Origin of the sequence: Agrobacterium sp. B1(2019) (assembly GCF_008274755.1) — a bacterium.
Lineage (GTDB): Bacteria > Pseudomonadota > Alphaproteobacteria > Rhizobiales > Rhizobiaceae > Agrobacterium > Agrobacterium salinitolerans.
This window is the reverse complement of record NZ_VTPB01000001.1, coordinates 599,581-623,110: the sequence shown is the minus strand read 5'-3', so window position 1 is coordinate 623,110 and position 23,530 is coordinate 599,581. Positions and strand designations below refer to the sequence as shown.

At 60.4% G+C, this 23,530-nt stretch carries 18 protein-coding genes; 10 read left to right on the top strand and 8 right to left on the bottom strand.

Annotated elements, in window-relative coordinates; all coding sequences use genetic code 11:
* Window positions 1-8 precede the first annotated feature (8 nt).
* The 4 genes from AGR1_RS02995 to AGR1_RS02980 all read right to left on the bottom strand — a co-directional run bounded on the left by AGR1_RS02995 (window position 9) and on the right by AGR1_RS02980 (window position 9,685).
* Window positions 9-3,734, bottom strand: coding sequence for an AsmA-like C-terminal region-containing protein (locus AGR1_RS02995; protein ID WP_149146139.1), 3,726 nt, complete (start codon window positions 3,732-3,734; stop codon window positions 9-11).
* A 91-nt stretch (window positions 3,735-3,825) separates the two neighbouring features.
* Window positions 3,826-5,238: an FAD-linked oxidase C-terminal domain-containing protein gene (locus AGR1_RS02990; RefSeq protein WP_149146138.1), complete on the bottom strand. Its 1,413-nt coding sequence runs from the start codon at window positions 5,236-5,238 to the stop codon at window positions 3,826-3,828.
* A 134-nt stretch (window positions 5,239-5,372) separates the two neighbouring features.
* Window positions 5,373-8,522, bottom strand: a complete 3,150-nt coding sequence (locus AGR1_RS02985) for an efflux RND transporter permease subunit (protein ID WP_149146137.1) — start codon at window positions 8,520-8,522, stop codon at window positions 5,373-5,375.
* Window positions 8,519-9,685: an efflux RND transporter periplasmic adaptor subunit gene (locus tag AGR1_RS02980; protein WP_080790346.1), complete on the bottom strand. Its 1,167-nt coding sequence runs from the start codon at window positions 9,683-9,685 to the stop codon at window positions 8,519-8,521. Before AGR1_RS02980 ends, AGR1_RS02985 begins: the two co-directional genes overlap by 4 nt.
* 238 nt (window positions 9,686-9,923) lie before the next feature.
* Here AGR1_RS02980 and AGR1_RS02975 point away from each other — a divergent pair, with 238 nt between their 5' ends.
* From AGR1_RS02975 to AGR1_RS02965, 3 genes are all read left to right on the top strand, one after another.
* The gene (locus tag AGR1_RS02975) at window positions 9,924-10,334 is read left to right on the top strand and encodes a carboxymuconolactone decarboxylase family protein (protein WP_149146136.1); all 411 of its coding nucleotides are present in this window, start codon (window positions 9,924-9,926) and stop codon (window positions 10,332-10,334) included.
* A gap of 101 nt (window positions 10,335-10,435) precedes the next feature.
* Window positions 10,436-12,910 (top strand): UvrD-helicase domain-containing protein, encoded by a 2,475-nt coding sequence (locus AGR1_RS02970; protein ID WP_149146135.1) that lies wholly within the window; start codon window positions 10,436-10,438, stop codon window positions 12,908-12,910.
* 104 nt (window positions 12,911-13,014) lie between these two features.
* The gene (locus tag AGR1_RS02965) at window positions 13,015-13,827 is read left to right on the top strand and encodes a glycosyltransferase family 25 protein (protein ID WP_149146134.1); all 813 of its coding nucleotides are present in this window, start codon (window positions 13,015-13,017) and stop codon (window positions 13,825-13,827) included.
* 193 nt (window positions 13,828-14,020) lie between these two features.
* Here AGR1_RS02965 and betI read toward each other — a convergent pair whose 3' ends face one another.
* Entirely contained in the window at window positions 14,021-14,614 is a 594-nt protein-coding gene (betI, locus tag AGR1_RS02960) for a transcriptional regulator BetI (RefSeq protein ID WP_080790343.1), read from the bottom strand.
* A 98-nt stretch (window positions 14,615-14,712) separates the two neighbouring features.
* On the opposite strand from betI, the gene AGR1_RS02955 reads away from it, so the two are divergent.
* The 4 genes from AGR1_RS02955 to AGR1_RS02940 all read left to right on the top strand — a co-directional run bounded on the left by AGR1_RS02955 (window position 14,713) and on the right by AGR1_RS02940 (window position 17,512).
* A complete protein-coding gene (locus AGR1_RS02955; RefSeq protein WP_149146133.1) occupies window positions 14,713-15,651 on the top strand; it encodes a choline ABC transporter substrate-binding protein in 939 nt (312 codons plus the stop codon).
* Window positions 15,648-16,511 carry an alpha/beta hydrolase gene (locus tag AGR1_RS02950; protein ID WP_149146132.1) on the top strand — a complete coding sequence of 288 codons (864 nt, stop codon included), beginning with the start codon at window positions 15,648-15,650 and terminating at the stop codon, window positions 16,509-16,511. Before AGR1_RS02955 ends, AGR1_RS02950 begins: the two co-directional genes overlap by 4 nt.
* Before the next feature lie 96 nt (window positions 16,512-16,607).
* The gene (locus AGR1_RS02945) at window positions 16,608-17,090 is read left to right on the top strand and encodes a DMT family transporter (protein ID WP_162927327.1); all 483 of its coding nucleotides are present in this window, start codon (window positions 16,608-16,610) and stop codon (window positions 17,088-17,090) included.
* On the top strand, window positions 17,087-17,512 hold the full coding sequence (locus AGR1_RS02940) for a DMT family transporter (RefSeq protein WP_149146131.1): 426 nt from the start codon (window positions 17,087-17,089) through the stop codon (window positions 17,510-17,512). The genes AGR1_RS02945 and AGR1_RS02940 overlap by 4 nt, the downstream gene beginning before the upstream one ends.
* A 62-nt stretch (window positions 17,513-17,574) precedes the next feature.
* On the opposite strand, the gene AGR1_RS02935 is transcribed toward AGR1_RS02940, so the two are convergent.
* Window positions 17,575-18,861 carry a DUF2778 domain-containing protein gene (locus AGR1_RS02935; RefSeq protein ID WP_149146130.1) on the bottom strand — a complete coding sequence of 429 codons (1,287 nt, stop codon included), beginning with the start codon at window positions 18,859-18,861 and terminating at the stop codon, window positions 17,575-17,577.
* Between the two features lie 456 nt (window positions 18,862-19,317).
* On the opposite strand from AGR1_RS02935, the gene pncA reads away from it, so the two are divergent.
* The gene (gene pncA / locus AGR1_RS02930) at window positions 19,318-19,944 is read left to right on the top strand and encodes a bifunctional nicotinamidase/pyrazinamidase (protein ID WP_003522349.1); all 627 of its coding nucleotides are present in this window, start codon (window positions 19,318-19,320) and stop codon (window positions 19,942-19,944) included.
* A gap of 99 nt (window positions 19,945-20,043) precedes the next feature.
* Here the strand turns inward: pncA and AGR1_RS02925 are convergent, their stop codons facing one another.
* Window positions 20,044-20,280, bottom strand: a complete 237-nt coding sequence (locus AGR1_RS02925) for a DUF2164 domain-containing protein (protein WP_080790337.1) — start codon at window positions 20,278-20,280, stop codon at window positions 20,044-20,046.
* 181 nt (window positions 20,281-20,461) lie between these two features.
* Between AGR1_RS02925 and AGR1_RS02920 the strand changes: the two genes are divergently transcribed.
* A complete protein-coding gene (locus AGR1_RS02920) occupies window positions 20,462-21,181 on the top strand; it encodes an AzlC family ABC transporter permease (RefSeq protein ID WP_149146129.1) in 720 nt (239 codons plus the stop codon).
* Window positions 21,178-21,492: an AzlD family protein gene (locus AGR1_RS02915; RefSeq protein WP_080790335.1), complete on the top strand. Its 315-nt coding sequence runs from the start codon at window positions 21,178-21,180 to the stop codon at window positions 21,490-21,492. The genes AGR1_RS02920 and AGR1_RS02915 overlap by 4 nt, the downstream gene beginning before the upstream one ends.
* Here AGR1_RS02915 and AGR1_RS02910 read toward each other — a convergent pair.
* Window positions 21,489-23,330, bottom strand: a complete 1,842-nt coding sequence (locus AGR1_RS02910; RefSeq protein WP_149146128.1) for an aminopeptidase P family protein — start codon at window positions 23,328-23,330, stop codon at window positions 21,489-21,491. The two genes, AGR1_RS02915 and AGR1_RS02910, sit on opposite strands and share 4 nt — an antisense overlap.
* Window positions 23,331-23,530 lie beyond the last annotated feature (200 nt).

The window sequence follows — 23,530 nt, the reverse complement described above, 5'->3', positions numbered from 1 at the left end:
CCACAAGCTTACGGCGTGGCGGGAGCGTTTTCAGGCGCCAGTTGCCGGATTGCGTTTTCCGTCGGAGGCACCACCAGAACCGGCGCGGATTGCCGCTCGGGCGTCGGCTGTGGCTCCTGTTCCTGTTCCTGTTCCTGCTGCTGCTGTTGCAACCGCTCCTGCTGTTCCTTTTCCTGGCGCAGACGTTCTTCGGCCGCAGCCTTCAAACGTGCCTCTTCTTCGGCCTTGGCCTTGGCCTCCGCCTCGGCCCGTTCTTTCTCGGCCTGCCGCTCGGCCGCCTGAGAGCGATAAAGCGCCACTTCGCGGCGCAGGCGCTGCTTTTCGAGAACGCTGGCCTGCATGGCCTCCACCCGGCGGCGCTCCTTTTCGAAAGCCCGGAGAGAAAGATAATTGCTGAGCGCCGCAACATCGGTCGTCAAAGCAGGAGCCGCAAGCGGACCGTTATAATTCAAGCGCACCGAAGGCTCGGCCCCCGCAACCGTTTCTGTGCCGGGATTGAACAGGAGATCGAGGTCGCCATTCACGGTGGAAGCCGCAAGATCGACCGTAGCATCGGCCGTCAGCGTTACCGGATCGATCCCCGCACGCAAATTCTTGAAATGAAGCGCGCCGCCATTCAGCGAGAACGGCAAGGCCACATCGCCAAGCCCGATTTCACCCTGCCACAGGTTCTGGTCCACCAGCGGCCGCACTTTGGGCGCGTCGATCGGTTGCTGCAAACCATCGGCTGCCTGCAGGATCGGCGGCAAGGCTCCGGGATTAAGCCCCTTCACCACGAGCCCGCTGGCCCTGATTTCACCCGAGCCACCCGCCGATTTCAGCATTTCACCGACGCTTTTGCCGGTCGATTCGGCCGTCAGGTCAATGGCCACCCGGCCTGTCGCAACCGGCCCGTTGGCATTGGCCCACAGGATCGGCTCCGGATTGGCGTCGGTAACGGCGATCTTGGTGCGGAAAATGCCCGCCCCCTCGCCCGTCGACATGGCGAGCCGTCCCGTCAGCTTGCCGCCCATGAAGGTGCCGGCAACATCATCGAGCGAGAGACTGCCCGCATCATGCGTTACCTTGGCCGAAACACCTGTGATCGTGCCGAAGGCGCCGGCCTCGAAGCTTTCCGCTTTCAAGGCAAGCGAAGCCTTGAGCTGCGGGAAAGCGGCCATGGCCAGCGGCTTGGCGTTGAGCGCCCCGGTTTCCGGATCGATCACCGGCCCATAGATCGCGTCACCCAGCCAGGCGAGATCGGCCGTTCTGACCGCAAGATCGCCGGTGACGGGATAGGGTGCGGCGCGCTGGAAGGTAAGATTGCCCGAGAAAGGATTTCCGCCTGCCTGCCCGCCTATAGAGGAAAGCGCGATCTTTTGCCCATCCACCGCCACTTTGGCATTTGCCTTCAACGCCATGCCGCCGCCAAGCTGCGGCAGACCGACGGCGTTCATGATGAGATAGGGCTCTATGTCAGCGCTTTCGAGCGCCACGTCGGCACTGCCCTCACCGAAATTGGCGGATGAAACGGCAAAGGAACCGTTCATCGAAAAATGCGTGCGCTCCGTCGAAAAGCGCAGTTCCGTCTGGGCGGGCGAGCCGAGCGTGCCGTTAAGCTTGACGGATAAAAGCCCCTCGCCATCCGCATCGAAGGGCAGCGGATCGAGCCCCGCCTGCCCGAACAGGATGGCCGTCGACTGGTTCTTCAGAACCGCTTCCAGCGACATGGCGGTATCATCGGTGATCGACAGGAAATCCGGCATCTTGGCCACAGCTGACAGCCGGCTGCCATTGACGGTGCCGGAAACGGCGACATTGGCGCCGCCTTTTTCGCTATTGACCGAAACATCCATTGAGAGATCGGAATTGGCGTACCAAGGCGCGCTCGCCGCCAGACGGCTGAGGAATGGATGGTTCGGCAATTTCTGCTGCAGCATGGTGAAGAACGGCTGCATATCCGCCGCATGCAGGTTCACCGTGCCCTTACCCGCATATTTCAGCAGCGAACCCTGCAGCTCGCCCCTTGCCCTGACCTCCGCACCGGCGATGTCTCCCGCCGTCATGTTTTCCAGCGAGAGAACGCCCCCCGCCATGGTGAAGGCGGTCTCGACATGATTAGCCGTCACCCCCGCCATGTTGAACCGGTCAGCCTTGAATTTCGCGGTAATGCGGTGGTCGAGAACGGAACTGCCGACCTGATCGCCAAGCGCCAGACTGCCGAGCGCCTTAAGCGCATCGAGATCGATTTCGTTGCCGGCGAGATCGATGGAAAGATTGGAGGTCTTGCCGTCGGAGCGCCGCTCCAGCGCGCCCCTCAGCGACGCATCCCCGACTGCAAGCTCCAGATTGTCGAAACGCTGGTTAAGCGTGGTCAGCGAGACATCGGCGGAAAAGCCGGCGGCATTGAGCTGGCGGATCGCCGGATCGACGGAACCGGAAAGCCAGTTCGCCAGACCCGAAGGCTGGTTGGAGGCAAGCAGCAGATTGCCGTTGAAAGCGGGGCCGCCGAGAAGCGTCAACGACCCCTTTGCCTCGAGCTGCGTCCGGCCCGGCAGGGTCGCCACGGCATTCACAACCTGCCAGCCGCTGCCGTCCGGGCGCACATCCAGCCTGATGTCGCGAATGGTTGTGTCATCGGAAACCAGCGCCGGAAGGCTGATGCTGGCCTTGCCCGGCACCGGCGGCACCGGAATGCGGGCCACCATGGCCGCAAAGGCCTCGATGCGCTGTCGCACCGAGATGGTGGGCTGGCGCGAGGTTTTGCCCGTCTGCAAGACGGGCGGCGCGAAACGGGCGACATCGATCTGCTGGCCATCGGCCGTCAGCAGGAATTCCGGCTTGGCGCCGGTATCGAGCATCGCCTCACCGGTCACGACATAGGGATTCTCGCTGCCGCCGAGTTCCATACGGTAGCTCGGTATGCGCACGCTTTCATTGGTCAGTTCGAAACTGCCGCGGGTGCGCGGTGAGGAAAACAGCGATTGTCCGGCCTGCTGCTTCTGCTTTTCGTCCTCGCGGAAACTGAAGGAGAAAGAACCGCTATAGGCTGGCTTTCCCGCCGTCGCGGCGATCGCGCCGTCAAGATCGACCTCGACCGGATGCTCATCCGGCACCACGCGGACCCTGAGACCCATGCGGCCGGCAGAATAATCCGGTTCGCTGCTGGAGAGCGAGAAGGAACCTGGATGCCCGTCAATGGCGGCGCGCCCTTCGGCCTTCCACGGTCCGGCCAGCGAATTGGCGGACATGTCGGCGTTGAGGCCGGTCACGACACGGTTGCGGCCGGATTGCTCGTCGATGAATTCGATCTGACCGCCTTCGATCTGTACGCTTTCCAGAACCACGGTGCGGGCGGGAATTTCCGCCCGACTGCCGCGCATCCAGTCCAGCGTGCCGTCCTTCAGCAGCCTTATCTTGGCCTTGGGTTCCTCGATGCGCATGTCGAAGATACGCGCCTCGCCGGAAAGGAAAGGCGCAAGCTCCGCATCCATGGAAAAACGGGCCACCTGAATGAGCGGCGATCCATCCGCATCCGTTCCAGCGCGCACATCATGCAATGTTACCGAAGGGAAAGGCAGGATACGGGCTTCGACGCGCCCATGGACCACCACCTTCTTGCCGAGAATACGGCTTGCCTGGTCCTCGAAATCGCGGCGGAAATCCGTCCAGTCGACGAAATAGGGAATAAGCAGCGCCGAAAAAAGCACCACCGCCAGCAGTCCGCCCAGAAAAACCAGAATACGTCCGAGCACTGACCTGCATCTCCCTTCGCGAACGCTGCAAACCTATCCTTTTTTGCCTTAACGGCAAGCAGCCATTTGTACCAATCAAATATGAGAATGATCAGACAAGACGGAACAACTTGCCCGGATTGAAGATGTTATCGGGATCGAGCGACGTTTTGATGGCACGCATCAGATCCAGTGCATTTCCCGCCTCTTCGGCAAGGAAACTCATCTTGCCCTGGCCGATGCCGTGTTCACCGGTGCAGGTGCCGTCCATGGCGATGGCGCGGCGGTTGAGGCGGGCGACAAAGGCCTCGGTTTTCGCCACGCTTTCCGCGTCCTTGCCATCGAAGAGGATGAGGACGTGGAAGTTCCCGTCGCCCGCATGGCCGACGATGGGTGCAAGAAAACCGTTTTCCTGAATATCCTGCTGCGTTTCCACCACGCAATCGGCGAGCCGCGAAATCGGCACGCAGACATCGGTGGACAGCCCATCGAGCTGCGGCGCAAGCGCGCGGGAAGCCCAGTAAGCATCGTGCCGGGCCTTCCACAGCTTGTTGCGCTCGGCCGCATCGCTCGTCCAGCGGAAATCGACGCCGCCGCATTCGGCGGCGATCTCGGCGAACTGCTGCGATTGCAGCGCCGCCGTTTCCTCGGTGCCGTGGAATTCCACGAACAGCGTCGGCTTCTCCGCGTAGTTCAGGCCGGAATAGGCGTTGCAGGCGCGCACCTGCACCTCGTCCAGCAATTCGATGCGGGCAACCGGAACCCCCATCTGGATCGTCATGATGACGGCGTCGCAGGCCGCCTTGATGCTGTCGAAGGTGCAGACCCCGCCTGCGATCTTTTCCGGAATGCCCTGCAACCGCAAAGTCACGGAGGTAATGACACCGAGCGTGCCTTCAGCACCGACGAAGAGCCGCGTCAGATCGTAACCCGCAGACGACTTGCGGGCGCGCCGTGCCGTGCGGATTTCCTCGCCATTGGCAACGACGGCGGTAACGGCCAGCACATTGTCCTTCATCGTACCGTAACGCACGGCATTGGTGCCCGACGCCCGCGTCGAGGCCATGCCGCCGATGGAGGCATTGGCGCCCGGATCGATCGGGAAGAAAAGACCGGTATCGCGCAGATAGACGTTGAGGTCCTCGCGCGTCACGCCCGGCTCCACCGTCACGTCAAGATCTTCGGCATTCACCTCAATGATGCGATTCATCCGGCTGAAATCGATGCAGATTCCGCCGTTCGGGGCATTCACCTGCCCTTCCAGCGAAGAGCCCGTTCCGAAAGGAATGACCGGCACCTTGTGTTGCGCGCAGACCTTTACCACGGCCTTCACATCGTCCGCACTCTCGGCAAAAACGACGCCGTCCGGCGCCTGCAGCGTCAGATATGTGGTGGTGTGGCCGTGCTGCTCGCGAAACGCCTGCCCCGTCTGGAGCTTGTCACCCAGTTGCTGTTTCAGCGCCGCCAGCGCCAGGGCGATGCCCTCTTCGTTGCGTTTTCCCGCCACCACATCTTTCAGCGCCATCGTCCGTCTCCACCGCAACATCTGCCCGTAAAGGATTCGATCCGTTACGAAATTCCGTCAGGTGGTATGGGATAAGGTTAACGCTTTGTCCAGCATCGCAATGGCACCGGACGGTAATTGGCGGCAACCGTTTTTTATTCCGCAGCCAGCAGCGGCTTGTCCTCCTCCAGCGCCTTGCGGCGGGCGGCAAGCTCCAGTTCGCGGTGGAGGCGGATTTCTTCATCCGCCTGCGGCTTGGCGAAGCGGGCGATCAGCAGATAGGAGACCGGTGTAATGTAAAGCGTCACCAGCGTCGCAATGCCAAGGCCGCCGACGATGACCCATCCGAGCGCGATGCGGGCTTCCGCCCCTGCCCCCTGCGCGAGAACCAGCGGTACACCGCCAAGGATGGTGGCGATCATCGTCATCATGACAGGGCGCAGACGGATGCTGGTGGCCTTCTCAATGGCCTCGCGCACCGTTGCCCCCTGATCGCGCAGATGATTGGCGAATTCGACGATCAGGATACCGTTCTTCGCCATGACGCCGACGAGCAAAACGAGACCGATCTGACTATAGACGTTGAGGCTGGAACCGGTGACCAGCAGTGCGATGACGGCGCAGGCGAGGCCAAGCGGCACCGTCGTCATGATGATGACGGAACTCAAGACGCTTTCGAACTGCGCGGCCAGCACGAGGAAGATGATGGCGATGGCGAAACCGAAGGTCAGCAGCATGCCGCTCGAATTCTCCTCCAGCGTCGCCGCTTCACCCAACGGCAGCAGACGCGCACCGGGCGGCAGGAGGGATTGCGAGAGCTCATTCACCTTTTGCAGCGCCTCGCCCAGCGAAACGCCATCCTTCAAGTTGGCGGTAAAGCCGACGGAGGGAAGCTGCTGCTCGCGGTTGAGCTGCGGCGCAACCGCATTTTCCTTCAGCGTGGCGATCACCGACATCGGCACGATCTTGCCGTCGCCGGTTTTCAGAAAGACGTTTTCGAGATCGGTAGGGTCGTTGATCGGCCGCGTGGAAGACAGGAGGCGCACGGGGATCGCGTCGCCATCCACGAAGACATCCACAATCGAACGGCCTTCCAGCAGAGATTGCATGGCCCGTGACAGGCCGGTGATGTCGATGCCGAGATCCGACGCGCGCTCGCGGTCGATGGAGACGGATATCTGCGCCTGATTTGGCTCATTGTCGAAACGCGGCGTTACGAAAAGGCCACTCTCTTCCATGGCAAGCAGCAATTTCTGCGTTGCCGCCGTCAGCGCTGAATAATTGCTGCCGACCATCGCCATTTGCAAGCCGTTGCCAGCGCCGCGAATTCTGAGGCTGTTGGGCTGAATCGCGTTGCCGCGCAGGGCGGGAACCCTGTTGGCGGCGGAGGTGACATCGGCGGCGATCTGGTTCTGCGTGCGCTCACGGTCGGCCCAGGGCGCCAGCGTCAGCACCATGAAACCGGTATTGGAGGAACCGTTCATGCCGGTGATCGAATAGATATTGCGGATTTCCCCACTATCGCGCAGCGGCTGCAGGTTTTCCTCGATCCGCTGCAACTGATCGCGTGTATATTCGAGACTGACGCCCTGCGGCGCCGTGACCCGCATCATGATCGAAGAACGGTCCTCGCGCGGCGTCAATTCGTTCTGGATCATGCCGAAGGCGATCCACGACAGGGCGGAAAAACCGAGCGCCACGACGATGACGATCAGCGGATTGTTGAGACAGGCCGCAAGGGTCATCCGGTAGGTGGAGGCAAAGACATTGCCGAACCATGCCAAAGGCCCGGTCGGCTCCTTCAACCCGTCTTTCAGCATGCGTGAGGCGAGCATCGGACAGAGCGTCAGCGCCACGATGGAGGAAAGGCCGACGGCGAAGGCCAGGACAAAACCGAATTCGCGGAAAAGGCCGCCAAGCTGACCGGGCAGAAACGACAGCGGAATGAAGACGGCGGCAAGCGTCGCCGTCGTTGCCAGAACGGCAAAGAACACCTCTTGCGTGCCCAGAACGGCGGCGGCGCGCGGCCCCATGCCTTCCGTCCGGCGGCGCACGATATTTTCCAGCACCACAATGGCGTCGTCCACCACCAGACCCGTCGCCAGAACGATGGCGAGAAGCGTCAGGATATTGACTGAGAAACCAACCATATAGATCGCGACGATGGTGCCGATCAGCGCCACCGGCATGGTGATCGCGGGAATGAGCGTTGCGCGCCAGTCACGCAGGAAGAGATAAAGCACCACCACGACAACGATCGCCGAAAGCCCGAGCGCCAACTCGACTTCATGCAAGGCGCCCTGGATAAAAACGGCGTCATCGCTGGTGACGACGATGCGCGTGCCTTCAGGCAGGTTGGGCGCCATGGCGTCGACCGCCGCCTTGACACCGGATGAAATATTGAGCGTGTTGGACTGCGCCTGGCGGATGACGCCGAGGCCGACGCCCTGCACGCCGTTGGAACGCAAAGAGGTGGACTGGTCGTCCGCCCCCAGCATAACGGTTGCGACATCCCTGAGGCGGATATTGTTCTTGATGAGAAGATTGGAGAAGTCTTCAGGCTTCGTCAGGCTGGCTGTGGCGCGCACGACGATGTCCTGCGTCGTGCTTTTCAGCGATCCCGCCGGCACATCGAGGGCGGCGCTGGCAAGCGCGTTGGAAACATCCGTCACAGTCAGACCCCGGCTCGCCAATGCCGCCTGATTGAGATCCACCCGGAAAACCTTTTCCTGATCGCCGTAAAGCTCCACATCCGCCACGCCATCGACGGCGGCCAGACGGTCGATGATCTCGTCATCCACCAGCTTGGTCAGGTCTTCCATGCCGAGCGTGGACGAGGTGACGGCGAGGCGCATGATCGGCTGGCTGTCGGAATCGGCCTTGATGATCTGCGGTTCGTCGGCATCGTCCGGCAACTGGTTGGTGACGCGGCCGATGGCGTCGCGCACATCGTTGGCGGCGACGGCCAGATCGACATTGTCGCCGAATTCCATCGTCACCCGGCTGGTGCCGAATTGCGAATGGGAAGAGATGGACTTCACGCCGCTGACCCGCGCCACCGCACCTTCAATGGTCTGCGTCACTTCCTGATCGATAGTCTCGGGCGCCGCCCCCTCATAGGTGGTCCTGACACTGATGATCGGCCGGTCGACATCCGGCAATTCGCGGACTTCGACGCCAACCAGAGCTGCGAGACCGGCAACGACCAGCAGCGTGTTGAGGACTGCTGCCAGGATCGGCCGGCGCACGAACAATGCCGTGAAGGTGAGCTTGGAATCCTTAATCGGTGGCGGCTGGGTCGTCATTGGCTGGCAACCTCCTCGGGCTTGGGCTGATTACCGACGCGGACCGCGCCCCCTTCCCGCACACGCTGAAGGCCCTCGATCACGACAGGTTCGCCATCCGCCAGCTCCGCCTTGACGAGAACGGCATCGGGATTGCGCTGCACGATCTGCACCCGCACCTTGTTCGATTTATTATCGGCCACACGCCAGACATAGGAGCCTTCCGCATCCCACTGCACGGCCAGCGGATCGACCGAGGCATAGGTTTCCCCGGCAAACCGCATGGTGACGCCGAATGACATGCCGGCCCGCAGCTCGTCCTTCTCATTGCCGAACTTCGCCCGGATGCGGATTGTGCGGCTCGCCTCGTCGACGCGGTTGTCGACGGCCTCGATCTCACCCTTGAAAGTCTCACCCGGCCGGGAAATCGACGTCGCCTCCACCGGCATGCCGACCTCGATCGCGGTTGCGAACCGCTCGGGAGCCCAGAAATTGACAAGAATTTCGGACCGGTCGTCGATGCTGACGATGGTTGACTGCGTGGTGACATTATCGCCGATATTGGCGGCGACGATACCCGCCACACCCTCTATCGGCGCAACGATGTCGCGGCGCTTGAGATTGAGTTCGGCAGTGCTCAAGGCAAGTTTGGCGGCTTCCTCGGCAATCTGCGCATCCAGCACATCGAGGCGGGAAACGGATTTCAGGTTCTTATAGGAATTGGATTTTTCAACCGCGCTGCGCAGCGCCACCTGCGCCTTGTCGCGCTCGATCACCTGCTCTTCATCGTCAAGCCTCGCCAGCACCTGCCCCTTCACGACACGCGCGCCGGACGAGGTGCGAATTTCGGAAAGCGTGCCGGAAGCCTGCGGCATGACGATAACCGACTGGATCGCCTCGCCATTGCCGATGGCGTTCAAACGGTCATTGACCGTGCCTTTCTTCACCGGGGCCGTCACCACCAGTGTGGCGTTGCCGTTGCGGCGCGCACCGCCGGCATTCTGCCCTGTGGATGCACCGGCTGCCGGGCCGCCGGATGCGGCAACTTCAATCGCCCCGGCAGGCGTTTTGCCAAGCCCGATCGCGGCAAGCAGATTGCGGGCTTCGGGCGAATAGAAGCCCCAGAGACAGAGCCCCGCTCCGACCACGGCAACACTGACACCCACCTGTTTCCACACCCGCATATACTTCTCCGGTTGATCCACGCAGCATAAAGCATTCCGGAAAACACTCGTTCCGGGACAGAAACACTATTCCCGCTTGGCTAAGGCAAGGCAACGCACAAATCCGTTCCTTACGTAATTGTAATTTGGGCGCAAATGCCGCCCGGCGCAGCCAATCCGCAATCCATCCGTGCATTCCTGTCGCAAATATCCGCCATTGGGCTAATCTGCCCCCGAGACGCCATAACCGGAGGAAGCGATGAGCACCGTAAAGAAGACCGAAAACCCGGAAACCGATCCTCGCGTCAAGGCGGTGTTCGATGACATCCGCGCCACCCGCAAATCGGATTTCATCAACAATATGTGGCTCTATCTCGCCTTCGATGCCGATCTGCTTGAAAAGACATGGGGTGAGGTCAAGGCGGTGATGGCGACACCTTCGGCGCTCGATCCCGTCGTGAAGGAAATGCTTTACATCGCCGTTTCCGTCACCAATGGCTGCTCCTATTGCGCCCATTCCCACACGGCCGCCGCCAAAGCCAGGGGCATGACGACAGATCAGCATGCCGATTTACTGCGCGTCATCGCACTTGCCGCCAAGACCAACCAACTTGCGGTCGCGCTGCAAGTGCCCGTTGACGCCGCTTTCGACGCCGACAGGCAGGCATGAAGCGAAATAATGCCTTGGAATGGGCGTTTTGACGGTTGATACCGGAATAAAAGCAGAACACGGTTCTGGCCTTTATATCCCGAATCACTACATTGGGCCGCATGAGCAACAGTTTTGACGATATGCCGTTCTTCGATGAGGAACCCGCCGCACCGCGCAGGGCAAAGAACAATGCCCCTTCGGAAAACGGCGGCGGGCTTGGCATCGCCGCCCGCGCCATGGCGGCGCGCGACCAGACGCGTGCCGCGCCCGATTATCTTTCCGGCCTCAACCCGGAACAGCGCGATGCCGTGGAGACGCTGGACGGACCGGTTCTCGTCCTCGCTGGCGCCGGCACGGGCAAGACCCGCGTTTTGACGACCCGCATCGCCCATATTCTCGCCACCGGTCGGGCCTATCCGAGCCAGATCCTTGCCGTGACCTTCACCAACAAGGCCGCCCGCGAGATGAAGGAACGTATCGGCGTTCTGGTCGGCGGCGCGGTCGAGGGCATGCCCTGGCTCGGCACGTTCCACTCCATCGGCGTCAAGCTGTTGCGTCGTCACGCCGAACTCGTTGGTCTCAAATCGGATTTCACCATTCTCGATACGGATGACGTGGTGCGGCTGATCAAGCAGCTCATCCAGGCCGAAGGTCTGGATGACAAGCGCTGGCCGGCCAAACAGTTCGCCGGCATGATCGACGGCTGGAAGAACAAGGGCCTGACGCCGCCTGATATTCCGGAAGGGGACAGCCGCGCCTTCGCCAATGGCAAGGGCCGCGAACTTTACGCCGCCTATCAGAACCGGCTGAAAACGCTGAACGCCTGCGACTTCGGCGACCTGCTGCTGCACCCGATCAGCATCTTCCGCCGCCACGCCGATATTCTGAAAGAGTATCACCAGAAGTTCCGCTACATTCTGGTGGACGAATATCAGGATACCAACACGGCGCAATATATGTGGCTGCGGCTGCTTGCGCAGCGCGCTAAGGGCGAGCCGCAGAATGTCTGCTGCGTGGGTGACGACGACCAGTCGATCTATGGCTGGCGCGGCGCGGAAGTGGACAATATCCTCCGCTTCGACAAGGATTTTCCCGGCGCCAAGGTCATCAAGCTTGAGCGCAATTATCGCTCCACCGAACATATTCTTGGCGCTGCCGGCCATCTGATCGCCCATAATGAGGGCCGTCTCGGCAAGACGCTGTTTACCGAACGCAGCAGCCCTGACGACGAAAAGGTCGTGGTGCACGCCGCCTGGGATTCCGAGGAGGAAGCCCGCGCCGTCGGCGAAGAGATCGAGCAGCTTCAGCGCAAGGGTCACCTGCTAAACGACATGGCGATCCTCGTTCGCGCCTCCTTCCAGATGCGCGAATTCGAAGACCGGTTCGTCACGCTTGGCCTCAATTACCGCGTCATCGGCGGCCCGCGCTTTTACGAGCGCCTCGAAATCCGCGATGCCATGGCCTATTTCCGCCTCGTCTGCCAGCCGGCCGACGATCTCGCCTTTGAACGGATCGTCAACACGCCGAAGCGCGGCCTTGGTGATACGACGATCCGGAACCTGCACGACTATGCCCGCGCCCGCGACATTCCGATGCTGGCGGCGGCGGCCGATATCATTGAAACTGACGAGCTGAAGCCGAAGGCGCGCAAGGCGCTGTTCGACGTCGTGCAGGATTTCCGTCGCTGGCAGGGCCTCTTGGAAAACACCGAACACACCACGCTTGCCGAGCAGATTCTCGACGAAAGCGGCTATACCGCCATGTGGCAGGCCGACAAGACGGCCGAAGCGCCAGGACGCCTTGAGAACCTGAAGGAACTCATCCGCTCGATGGAGGCCTTCGAGAGCATGCGCGGCTTCCTCGAGCATGTCGCGCTGGTCATGGATGCCGAGCAGAACGAAAATCTCGATGCCGTCTCCATCATGACGCTGCATTCCGCCAAGGGTCTGGAATTCGACACCGTCTTCCTGCCCGGCTGGGAAGAAGGCCTGTTTCCGCACCAAAGGGCGCTGGATGAAGGCGGCCGCTCCGGTCTGGAGGAAGAACGTCGTCTTGCCTATGTCGGTATCACCCGCGCCAAGAAGCTCTGCCATATCTGGTTCGTGTCGAACCGGCGTATTCACGGGCTGTGGCAATCCACCCTGCCCTCGCGTTTCCTTGACGAGCTACCGCCCGCCCATGTGGACGTCGCGGCATCCGACAGCAATTACGGTGGTTATGGCGGACGCGGCGGCTACGGCCAGTCGCGTTTTGATAAGGCCGACCCCTTCACCAACAACTATTCCACCCCCGGCTGGAAGCGCGCGCAGCAGAACCGCAGCGATGCCACCCGCGACAATTGGGGCACGCGCTCCGGCCATGCGGTGGAACGCATCGGTTACGGCGAAAGCGGCCCGCGCACCCGCACTATAGATGGCGAACTGGTGGCCAAATCCGTGGCTGACAAGCCCTCGAAATTCTTCGTCGGCGACCGCGTTTTCCACATCAAGTTCGGCAATGGCAATATTTCCGCCATCGAGGGCAACAAGCTGACAATCGACTTCGATCGCGCCGGCCAGAAGCGCGTGCTGGATGGATTTGTGGAAAAGGTTTGATTCGACAACCATGAGTGCCCGCGGGCCGCTTTTTCCGTAGCCCACATCATTCTGTTGCAATAAAGGAGTTGCAATGGAGACGTGAAAACCGGGCGAGGATTGCTTTGCATATATTACCAAAAAGCCAGCGCAAGCTTGCGGTTTTCCTGATCAATATGGACAGCGCCACAAAGCGCCTTGCCGACATGAACGCCCGCCTCGACGCCATGGGGCTGAAAGCGGAGCGTGTCCCTGGCGTCAATGGCAGGGAGTTGCAGTATCCGATCCCGGAATTCAGCGAACTTTCCTATATGCTCATGCATGGCCGCCGCACCTCGCCGCCGGAAATCGGCTGCTACCTCAGCCATGTTGCCTGCGCCAATAAATTCATGGATGGCGATGCCGATATCGCGCTCATTCTTGAAGACGACGTGGTCTTCGAGGATGATTTTCTGCAGGCAATCGATGAGGCGATCATAAATGAGGGTGACTGGGATATTCTGCGGCTCACGACGGTCAGCAATGGCCGGAAATTTCCGTTCCGCCCGCTTTCCAACGGTCGCTCTCTCGCCATTGCGCTCACACGGGAAAAAGGATCGGGAGCCTATCTCGTCAACCGCCGCGCCGGAAAATGGATATCGAAGCTGATCCCCATGCGGCTCGCCTATGACATCGCATTCGATCTGGAATATCTAGCGGGGCTGAAGGCGGCCTTCCTATACCCGCTCTGCGCGACGCAGGATGCGGACGGGGAGAGCCAGATCCAGAACAATCTGCGTATCTACCGCCTGCCGCGCTGGCGCTATTTCACCGTTTTACCCTATCGCGCCTATCTGGAAACCAGCCGATTCCTGTTGCGCGGCATTCGCTTCGCCGTCGCCAAGGCGCGCGTTGCACTTGAAGGCGGAAAGCGAAAGACCATACCCGCCGGCAATTGACTCGCTGGGTCAGGCCTCTCCGGGCGTGAAGCCGATGAGGTAAACCGCCGCGACCACGGCTGCGAGAACGAAAATCGAAATGACGAAAATCGTCATCCTGTTCAATGGTTTGCGTGTCGTTTTCTTCATCCGGGAATAATGCGGAAGACGAAGGCTGGTTCCATCACAGCTCTCGTCTTTGGCGCCGCGAGCCTCAGACCGCCGATTCCAGGTTTGGCAGCCGGTGTGACAGGTAGTCATGCATTTGGGCCATCGCCTCCTCTCTCGACAGACCTCCAGATTGCAGACCGGACCGCAACCACAGCCCGTCGATCAGCGTGGTGATGCCCAGCGCAATGGGTTCACAATCCTCCTGCGGCGCGAGATGCCTTAGCGCGGAGAGCAGATTCGAGCGCATGCGCGCATGGATCACCTTCTGGATGCGCGCAAGCTGCGGCTCGCGGGGAACCTCGGCGCACAGCGAAAGCCAGGCATGGCAGATCGATGGCTGGAAAAAGCTCTCGTCGAAATTGCCTTCGATAATCGCGTCGAGTCTTTCACGAGGACTGGAGGCACGATTGAGACGTGCAACGACGACCTCCGCCAGCTTCAAATTGGCTTCCCGCATCGCATGTTCGAACAGTTCCTGCTTGCTGGCGAAATAATGCAGCACGATGCCTTTGGAGGCGCCGGCCTGTGCCGCGACCCTCTCAAGCGTTGCCCCCGCCATCCCCTCTTTCTGCAGCACTTCAAACGCCGCCCGTCTCAGTTCGGCGCGGCGAATATCGCTTATTTTAGTGAGTCGCATTTCAGTCTCCTTGCAGAGACACATTGACAAACTTTCCGCAAAGATCAATTATTGTCCCATGGGTTAATTTTGTAACCGCTAAGATAAAAGGTTGCCTAATGGGACGATTTGCGACAGTTCTTTCCGCAGCGGCATTGGTGATAGCTGGCGAAAACGCCGCTTTCGCAGCCGAGCCTGAAGCATGCAAGATCGTCAGAATGGCGGAACCCGGTTGGAACGATCTCGCCTTCACAACCGGCATTGCCACAACCCTCCTGAAAGCGTTGCACTACGAACCGCAAAGCCAGCTGCTCGGAATTGACGTCATCTACACCAGCCTGAAGACCAGGGACCTCGACGTTTTCCTCGGTTACTGGGATCCGGCGATGGTCAATTATTACAAGCCCTACAAGGAAGATGGGGCGGTCGAAAAAGTCCGCACCAACCTCGTGGGCGCCAAGTACACCTTCGCCGTGCCGGCCTATGTCTGGGAGGCCGGTGTTAAGGACTTCACCGATCTGCAGAAATTTGCCGATAAGTTCGACAGGAAACTCTACGGCATCGAACCCGGTTCGAACCAGTTGATGCTGGACGCCGTCAACGATCCGTCGCTCGGCCTGAAAGACTGGGAGGTCGTTGAATCCAGCGAACAGGGTATGCTTTCCCAGGTAGCGCGCTTTAACCGCAACAAGTCTTTCATCGTCTTCCAGGGCTGGGCGCCGCATCCGATGAACAGCAAATTCGACATGAAATATCTGACGGGCGGCGACAAATTCTATGGGCCCAACTTTGGTGCGGCCACCGTCGATACCCAGGTCCGCAAAGGTTACCTGCAGGAATGCCCCAATGTGGCCAAGCTGCTCCAAAACCTCGAATTTGACGTGGAATACGAAAATAAGGGCATGGACCTGATCATGAATGGCGGCCTGTCACCGGAGGACGCGGCAGCACAGGCGCTCAAGGCGGAACCACAACGGCTTGAGACATGGCTGAAAGACGTGTCCACCTTTGACGGCCAGAACGGTCTTGCAGCCGTCAAGGCGGGTCTCGGCCTATGACGTCGGTTTATCTTGACGATTGGGAAAAGCGCAAACGCTACATAGAGTTGCCGCGCAAGCGCCGACTGTCCTTTATAGACACCGGCGGTCCCGGTCCGGTGCTTTTGATGCTGCATGGGTTTTCCGACACCAGCCGCAGCTTTTCGGTCCTCGAGCCGTATTTCCAGGAATACCGGCTGATTGCTCCTGACCTGCCCGGCCACGGCGCATCCTCCTTGGGGCACGGTTTTCACGTCTCGGACTTCGCGGAAACGATCGATCACTTCCTGACGCTCATGGGCATCTCGCGTTTCTTTCTGCTTGGCCATTCCATGGGTGCAATGACGTCAATCGAACTGGCCTCCCGGCGTCCCCATTCCATCCGTGCGCTCACTCTGATCTCGGGCACGCTGGAACCCGACTTCGGTGCCGAAAGCAGGCTTTCCAGGGATATTCTTGCGCTGCGCGATCCAATCAGGCCGGCCGACGGTTTCCTAAGTGACTGGTATTCCTGCTGCCGTCCCGTCAGCGACGAATTCCTCTCCTTCATGAAGCGGGACGCGGCAAATATGCCCGCTTCGACATGGCATGGCGTTTTGAAGGCCTTCGGAGAAACGAACCTGCACCACAGCGCATCCAAAATAAATGCACCGATACTTTGCCTTTCCGGTTCTGAAGACCCTCTGTTCGACGAAGCCCATCAGCGGCAACTCACCGAGGCGTTTCCCACGGCGCAAAGCGTGACGCTACCGGGCCATGGCCACAATCCACATTGGGAAGACCCGAAATGTGTTTCCATATTGATTACGGAGTTCCTCGCCGAAGTGATGACAGACGCAATCCCGGTCCGCAGCGTTGAGGCAACCGCTCGGGGGAGCTGACGTTCCCCGTATGAATTCAGGAAACATGGAGAATTCGATTTCGCTTGCGGCGCCGATGCGATAACGCTTCCGAGCGTGAACAGAATTCGGCCGGCCATGACAAACACGACGCATCCATGCCTGAACCCACTGCATCTCGCCGCCGCCTTCGCGAGCGGCTGCCTTTTGACATTGATGGTGCATTTTAACGGTCAGCTTGCCCATTACGGCAATGCACTGTTTTCCTCCTGGACTGCCCATGGCACCGGCACGGTGGCGGCGCTGATCTATCTCGCCATCATGCGTCCGAAGAAAGACGCGGGCGCGGCAGAAAAACCGAAAGCGCCATTATGGGCCTATTGCGGCGGGGTCGTGGGTGCGGCCATCGTCATTCTCACCTCCACCGCCGTCAATTCGCCTTTGGCGCTCTCGGGCACCATCGCGCTCGGGCTTGGCGGACAGGTGATTTTCAGCCTTCTGGCTGATCTTTTCGGCCTGTTCGGCCTGCCCAAAAGAAAGCCGGACCTGCGGGACATGGCGGCGGTGGCGCTCATTCTCTGCGGCAGCGCGCTTATCATCCTTGTCGGGAGAACGGCATGATCGCCTGGATCGCCATGGCCTTTACCGGCGGCGTCTTCGTGGCGCTGAGCCGCCAGATCAACGGCCGCCTCAGCCTGTCCAACTCGCCGCTCATCGCGTCGTTCTGGAACCATATCGTCGGTTTCGCCGTGCTGACGGTCATCGGCCTCATCGTCGGCGGTCTCATCCCGCCGGGCGCGGCCCATGCGCCCTGGCTTGCCTTTATCGGTGGGCCTATCGGTGTCGTCTTCATCGCTTCGGGAAGCTGGCTCATTCCGCGCATCGGTGCGGTCAATACCGCCCTTCTGGTCATCAGCGGCCAGATGGTTTCAGGCGTGGTTCTCGATCTTTTCGGCGACCATCCGCCGAAGATCTGGGCAAGCGCACTCGGCATCCTGCTCATCATCGCCGGTATGGTGCTGACACAGCGACGTGGCCGCTAGAGCATTTTCAACAGAAGTGCGCAACGGCTCTACGCCCGGAGAATGCGCAGAATCAGGAAAGCTCAGGAATCGCTGTCGCGCGAGAACATGCCGAGCAATGTCTTGCCCCCGCTTTTACCGCCGCTGCTCGCAAGTGTCGGCCGGTTGCCGTTCAACTTCGGCACCACGACCATGCGCTTGACTTCACCGCGCTTGAAGGCCGCCAGAAAGCGCGGGTAATCGCGAAATACCACGCAGCCATTCGATTCGCCGCGTTTGGCCAACATATAGGTATGCGCCAGAAGACCGTCACGGCCATGCGGGTTAACACCGTTTTCGGGCGTCAGGCGAATGGCTTCAACGCCGTGGAACCGCGCCTCGCGCATCGTCAGACGATAACTGGAAGGCGGCGTCGAGCCGCGCATCTTCACATGCACGTAATCGGGATTGTCGCGCATCTTGCCAATGCCGGAATGCGCTTCGAGCTTCTCGCCATTCGGCATATGTACGATACCGGAGGAAATATCATAGATCGCCGTGCCGTTGCCGCGATCCGGCCACGGAACCGCATCCATCTTGCTCGGTCCGCGTATCGGATTGTCAGGCTTCGCAAAAGCGAGCATGGCGCCGGTGCTCTGCTTCGGCGGCGCAGGCGCCTTCAGGGGAACCGGCGCGTCGAAAGCCGGTGCCGAAGCAACGGCCGGACCATGTTCATCGGTCTTGGACGGTGTCGCGGGACGCGGTGACGGCTCAACGGTCTGAGCCGTAGCAACCTCGGGGCGGAAGCTTGGCAGCGGCACATCATCGGGCAGCAGGCTGCTTGCCTCTTCCTCGATCTGCGGCCGCGCCAGCGCCACTTCAAATGCCGGATGCTGCGGAACGGCGCCCTGATAGGCAACCTCGGAGGTGCGACCCAGCGCCGAATCGACGATCGCCGACGGCTGGAGCGCGGCAAGCTGTTTCACCGTCGCCTGCCCTTTTGCATTGGCAGCCGCACCGTAGCGCTCGCTAAATTCCTTCGCACCGATCCCGGGCATGATGCCAGCGAGGCGAACCGCCTTCTGCTGGCCATGGCTGTGGTCGCTCAGGCGGGAAAACTTGCGGACGTGAATATCCCGCGCAGCCGCGTGGGCAATTGCCGTTTCAGTGGAAGCGAATCTCGTCACCAGCGTCTTTTCAAACTGCCCGACACCATGCGAAGCGGCAGCCATGCTGTGCAGCGAGGCGAAGGCGGCAAAGGCGAAAAGGCTGGCAAAGGCGCCGCCGCCGAGAAGAGCGGACATTCGGCCGAACGCAAAGGATTTGCCTCTTTTGACGGAAGACGAACCGGCAAGACCGGCGCCATTATAGGCCGCAGCAGAAAACGCCATGATACTCGTTACTCGAACCGTTCACGCACACCCGGCCGACGCCGGAGGGATTTTTGGACATCCGAAGGGCGGGCGGACACCACGCCGGTTTCGGAACTGACTGGTTCGAAGCATGACGAATTATGGTAACCAAAGTGTTTACGAGTCCCTGCAAAAATATTTCGTTAAGGTCTGCGCATTGTAAGGCGAAGGTAAAACAATGACTTGCGCGGGTACTGCGTGCATCCGCACCGCATTGTCCCGGAAAATGCCCCTCAAAGGGGCGTCATTGGCCCAAATATTTCCGCCGCCGCATTGTCAGGTAAGTTCCGACTTGGCCAGAAATTTGCTGCAAATGCGGCAGGACTGCGACAAGGCGAACAGCTGGCCGACGCACTTGTGCCGGCCGGATGGGTCGAAAGGGACTTGATCCGTCAAAGCTGGCTTGGCATCCTGCCCTGAAAAGGGAGGCACATCATGAAGGCGCTGCTGCTCATCGATATCCAGAACGGTTTTTGCCCGGGCGGAAATCTGGCCGTTGCCGATGGCGACAGGGTCGTACCCATCGCCAATGCCCTGATCGACAATGGCGGCTACGATCTCATCGTCGCCTCGCAGGACTGGCACCCGGAAAATCACGGCAGCTTCGCGTCCCAGCATCCCGGCAAGAAACCCTTTGACATGGGTGAACTCTCCGGCAAACCGCAGATGATGTGGCCGGACCATTGCGTGCAGGGCACGCCGGATGCGGAATTTCATCCGGACCTCAAAACGGACGCCTTCGATTATATTCAGCAGAAGGGCGAAAACCCCGCCGTCGACAGCTATTCCGCCTTTCGCGACAATGATCAGGGGGCGACGACGGGACTGGCCGATTATCTGAGCCGTCAGGGTGTCACGCAACTCGACGTCTGCGGCCTCGCCACCGATTATTGCGTCAGTTTTTCGGTGCTCGATGCCCTCGACATGCTGCCTGGTGTGAATGTCCGTTTTATAGAAGATGCCAGCCGCGGCATCGATCCGCAGGGCATCAAGGCGGCGATTTCGACGATGCGGGAAAAAGGCGCGGCCATTCTCAAAAGCCGCGACATTTTGCGGGACTAGGACCCGTCGGGTTTAAAGAACGAACGCTACCGGACAGGGCGGATCCCTTACTCCCCCTCCCTCCTGTGCTCGTCACAGGGATGAGGAAGGAGAGCGCCATTAGCGCGGCTTCGGCTTCTCCAGCACGTCGATATCGCCTGCCGCATCCTCAAGACGTCTCAGGATCGCGGCATGTGCATCTCTGAGCCCCTCATTATAAAAAACATGCCCCAGCTCCTCGGCCAGAAAATCCACAAAGATTTCCGCCTGCAGCTGGCCGATCTCGGCTTCGGTCTCCCGGGCGAGATAAGCCCTGATGCGTGCGGCCAGATCGGCCTTTTCCTGCTTTTCCAGCATCGATCTTCCATGGTCTGACTATTGAGGGATACGGCAGGAAGGCGGTGAATCCGTCCGTCCGGCACCGGCCATATGGGCGTTACCGTAACGGAAGCTTCAAGTTAATCAATCGATCCATTCATGCAATTCGTTTGCCAGCCGGACGGGACGGCGATAGAGCGGCGGCAAGGAGTTTCCAGACATGTTCAATGCAGATTTTCGCGAGGGATTGAAGAGCGGTTTCCCAATCGCCCTCTCCGCCGCCCCTTTTGGTGCGCTGTTTGGCGCGGTCGCAGTCGATAACGGGCTGAGCGTCACCGAAGCCACGATCATGAGCGGCGCAGTCTATGCGGGCGCGAGCCAGCTCGTCGGTATCGAATTGTTCGGCCAGAAGGTTGCCCCCTGGCTGATCGTTCTATCTGTCTTCGCCGTCAATTTCCGCCATATCCTCTATTCCGCCGCCATTGCCCGGATGATCTCGAACTGGTCTTTCCTGCAAAAAGCCGCGGGCTTCTTCGTGCTGGTCGATCCGCAATTCGCCGAATCGGTCAGAAAATACGAAAATACCGGTACGGTCGGTTTTTCCTGGTATATGGGCTTTGCAGCACCGGTCTATGTGCTGTGGCTGGCCATGACCATCCTCGGCGCATCGCTCGGCAATATGGTCGGCGATCCGAAAGCCATCGGTCTCGATGTGCTGCTGCCGATCTATTTCATGGGCATGGTGTTGAGCTTTCGCCAGCGGGAGAATTTCTACCCGGTGATGCTGGCGAGCGCGATTGGCGCAACGGTCGCCTATCACTTCGTCGGCTCGCCGTGGCATGTGAGCCTCGGCGCGGTCGCCGGAATTCTCGTCGCGGTCCTTTATCCGCCGAAACCGAATGGCACGGCGAATTCTGAAAGCGGGGTGGAAACGCCATGAGCGACATGCTGCACATCGATACGCTGATCCTGATCGCGCTCGCCGCCATCGCCACCTACCTCACCCGCATCGGCGGTTATGTGCTGATGACACGGATGAAATCCATCCCGCCGCGCATGGAGGCGGGATTGAACGCCGTTCCCGTGGCGGTTTTGACCACGCTCGTCGCACCCGCCTTTTTCGAAGGCGGATACGAGGTGAAGATCGGCATGGTGGCAGCGCTTCTGGTCTGCCTGCGCTTTCCCGGTCTGACGATGCTCGCCATCGGCTGGGCGATCGTCATCGCGATCAGGCATTTCGGGCTGCTTTAAGCGACCCGCTCCAATGGCTTCGTGGCGGCAACGAGCCACGCCTTAACCTCCTCGTCGGTGATCAAGGGAGAAAGTTTCTCCAGAACCCCGGCGTGATAGGCGTTCAGCCAACCCAGTTCTTCTTCGGTCAGGAGAGCGGTGACCACCAGCCTGCGGTCGATGGGGCACCAGGTCAGCGTCTCGAAGGAGAACATCGGCTGATCGCCGCCGGCCACCTCTTCCGCCTCACGCACATAGATGAGGTTCTCGATGCGGATGCCGAAAGCACCCGGCCGGTAATAACCCGGCTCGTTGGACAGGATCATGCCGGGCAAAAGCTCCTGCGTCGAAAGCCGCGAAATACGCTGCGGCCCCTCATGCACCGAAAGATAGGAGCCGACGCCGTGGCCGGTGCCATGGGCGTAATCTGCTCCCGCCTTCCAGAGCGCGATACGCGCCAGCGGATCGAGATCGCAACCGCGCGTTCCCTTCGGAAACCGTGCGGTGCTGATGCCGATCATGCCCTTCAGCACCAGTGTGAAGAAACGCTTCTGCTCTTCCGGGACAGCACCGATTGCAATGGTACGGGTGATATCCGTGGTGCCGTTGACATATTGCGCGCCGGAATCGACGAGGAACATCTCCCCCGCCGCAAGTGTGCGGTCGGTATCGGTGGTGACGCGGTAATGGATGATGGCGGCATGTTCGCCGGCACCTGAAATCGTGTCGAACGACACGTCCTTCAGCGGGTTTTGCAGCCCCTGCCCCACCTTGACCCGAGCGGCTTCCAGCGCCTTGACGGCGGCGATTTCGGTGACGCTGCCCGGCTGCTGGCGGTCCAGCCAGCAGAGATATTCGACCATGGCCGCGCCGTCCTGTACGTGGGCGGCTGCCGAGCCAGCCAGCTCCGCCTTGTTCTTGCGCGCGCGCGGCAGGCGAACGGGATCGGCCTCCTCGATCAGCGAGCCGCCCGCCGCCGTGATTGCGCCGGTCAGCGCCACCGGCGTCAAATCCGCATCCACCATGACGCGGCCCTTGGCGCTGGCAATGGCATGCAGACGGTCAGCGATCTTCGACGGCGGCAATTGTGTCGCGAGTTGCGCCAGATAGGCCTCGGTCTCGATGCCCGTCTTGCGCTTGTCGAGAAAAATATCCGCCCTGCCGTCGGCATAGATGATGGCGCGGGCGAGCGGATGCGGCGTATGCGGCACGTCGTTGCCGCGAAGATTGAAAATCCAGGCGATGGAGGATGGATCGGTAACCAGCAGGGCGTTCGCGCCCTTTGCCGAGACCGTCTCCGCCAGCGAGGCGATCTTTTCTTTCGCCAACCTGCCGGTAAAGGCCTCAGGCTGGATAACGACGGGCTCCAGCGGCTCGGAGGGACGGTCCTGCCACAGGGCGTCGAGCGGGTTCTTTTCCAGGAGGATGACCGAACCGCCCTTGCCGCCAAGCACCTTTTCCAGCCGCTTCAACTCCGCGCCGGTGTGCAGCCACGGATCGATGCCGAGCCGGAAACCCTGTGGAGCATGTTCGGCCAGCCAGACGGAAGGCGGCGCGCCAACCAGATCGCCGCCGCTGAAGATCGATTGATCGACCTGCGACTTGAGCTGCGTCGTATAACGTCCATCGACAAAAACCACGGCCTCCGTGCGCGTCACCAGCGCAATGCCGGCGGAACCGGTAAAGCCGGTCAGCCAGGACAGGCGCTCGGCGCATTCAGGTACATATTCCCCCTGATATTCATCGGCGCGCGGCACCAGAAAACCGTCGATGCCAAGGGCGTCGAAACCGGCGCGCAGCGCCTCGACGCGGGCCTTACCGAATTGCGGCGCGGATTTGTTTTCAAAGGTCTGGAACATGGGCGTCTTTCGGGAACTGTCATGAGAAAAGCTGCAAGGTTGCGTTGTCAAATCATTGGCGCGCAACGACAATGCCACGCGGACAAAGCCGGTTTCAAGCCATATATGACAGACCGGATTGCGGCGATAAATTGTGCATATTTCGCGAAATAAGTAATACTCAACGCAAAATGACATGCAATATATGCATATCTACCCTG

Bases quoted from the DNA above. Each gene is read 5' to 3' on its own strand.
- AGR1_RS02990 (WP_149146138.1), bottom strand. From the start codon at position 5,238: ATGGCGCTGAAAGATGTGGTGGCGGGAAAACGCAACGAAGAGGGCATC.
- AGR1_RS02985 (WP_149146137.1), bottom strand. From the start codon at position 8,522: ATGACGACCCAGCCGCCACCGATTAAGGATTCCAAGCTCACCTTCACG.
- AGR1_RS02980 (WP_080790346.1), bottom strand. From the start codon at position 9,685: ATGCGGGTGTGGAAACAGGTGGGTGTCAGTGTTGCCGTGGTCGGAGCG.
- AGR1_RS02975 (WP_149146136.1), top strand. From the start codon at position 9,924: ATGAGCACCGTAAAGAAGACCGAAAACCCGGAAACCGATCCTCGCGTC.
- AGR1_RS02970 (WP_149146135.1), top strand. From the start codon at position 10,436: ATGAGCAACAGTTTTGACGATATGCCGTTCTTCGATGAGGAACCCGCC.
- betI (WP_080790343.1), bottom strand. From the start codon at position 14,614: ATGCGACTCACTAAAATAAGCGATATTCGCCGCGCCGAACTGAGACGG.
- AGR1_RS02955 (WP_149146133.1), top strand. From the start codon at position 14,713: ATGGGACGATTTGCGACAGTTCTTTCCGCAGCGGCATTGGTGATAGCT.
- AGR1_RS02950 (WP_149146132.1), top strand. From the start codon at position 15,648: ATGACGTCGGTTTATCTTGACGATTGGGAAAAGCGCAAACGCTACATA.
- AGR1_RS02945 (WP_162927327.1), top strand. From the start codon at position 16,608: ATGACAAACACGACGCATCCATGCCTGAACCCACTGCATCTCGCCGCC.
- AGR1_RS02940 (WP_149146131.1), top strand. From the start codon at position 17,087: ATGATCGCCTGGATCGCCATGGCCTTTACCGGCGGCGTCTTCGTGGCG.
- AGR1_RS02935 (WP_149146130.1), bottom strand. From the start codon at position 18,861: ATGGCGTTTTCTGCTGCGGCCTATAATGGCGCCGGTCTTGCCGGTTCG.
- pncA (WP_003522349.1), top strand. From the start codon at position 19,318: ATGAAGGCGCTGCTGCTCATCGATATCCAGAACGGTTTTTGCCCGGGC.
- AGR1_RS02925 (WP_080790337.1), bottom strand. From the start codon at position 20,280: ATGCTGGAAAAGCAGGAAAAGGCCGATCTGGCCGCACGCATCAGGGCT.
- AGR1_RS02920 (WP_149146129.1), top strand. From the start codon at position 20,462: ATGTTCAATGCAGATTTTCGCGAGGGATTGAAGAGCGGTTTCCCAATC.
- AGR1_RS02915 (WP_080790335.1), top strand. From the start codon at position 21,178: ATGAGCGACATGCTGCACATCGATACGCTGATCCTGATCGCGCTCGCC.
- AGR1_RS02910 (WP_149146128.1), bottom strand. From the start codon at position 23,330: ATGTTCCAGACCTTTGAAAACAAATCCGCGCCGCAATTCGGTAAGGCC.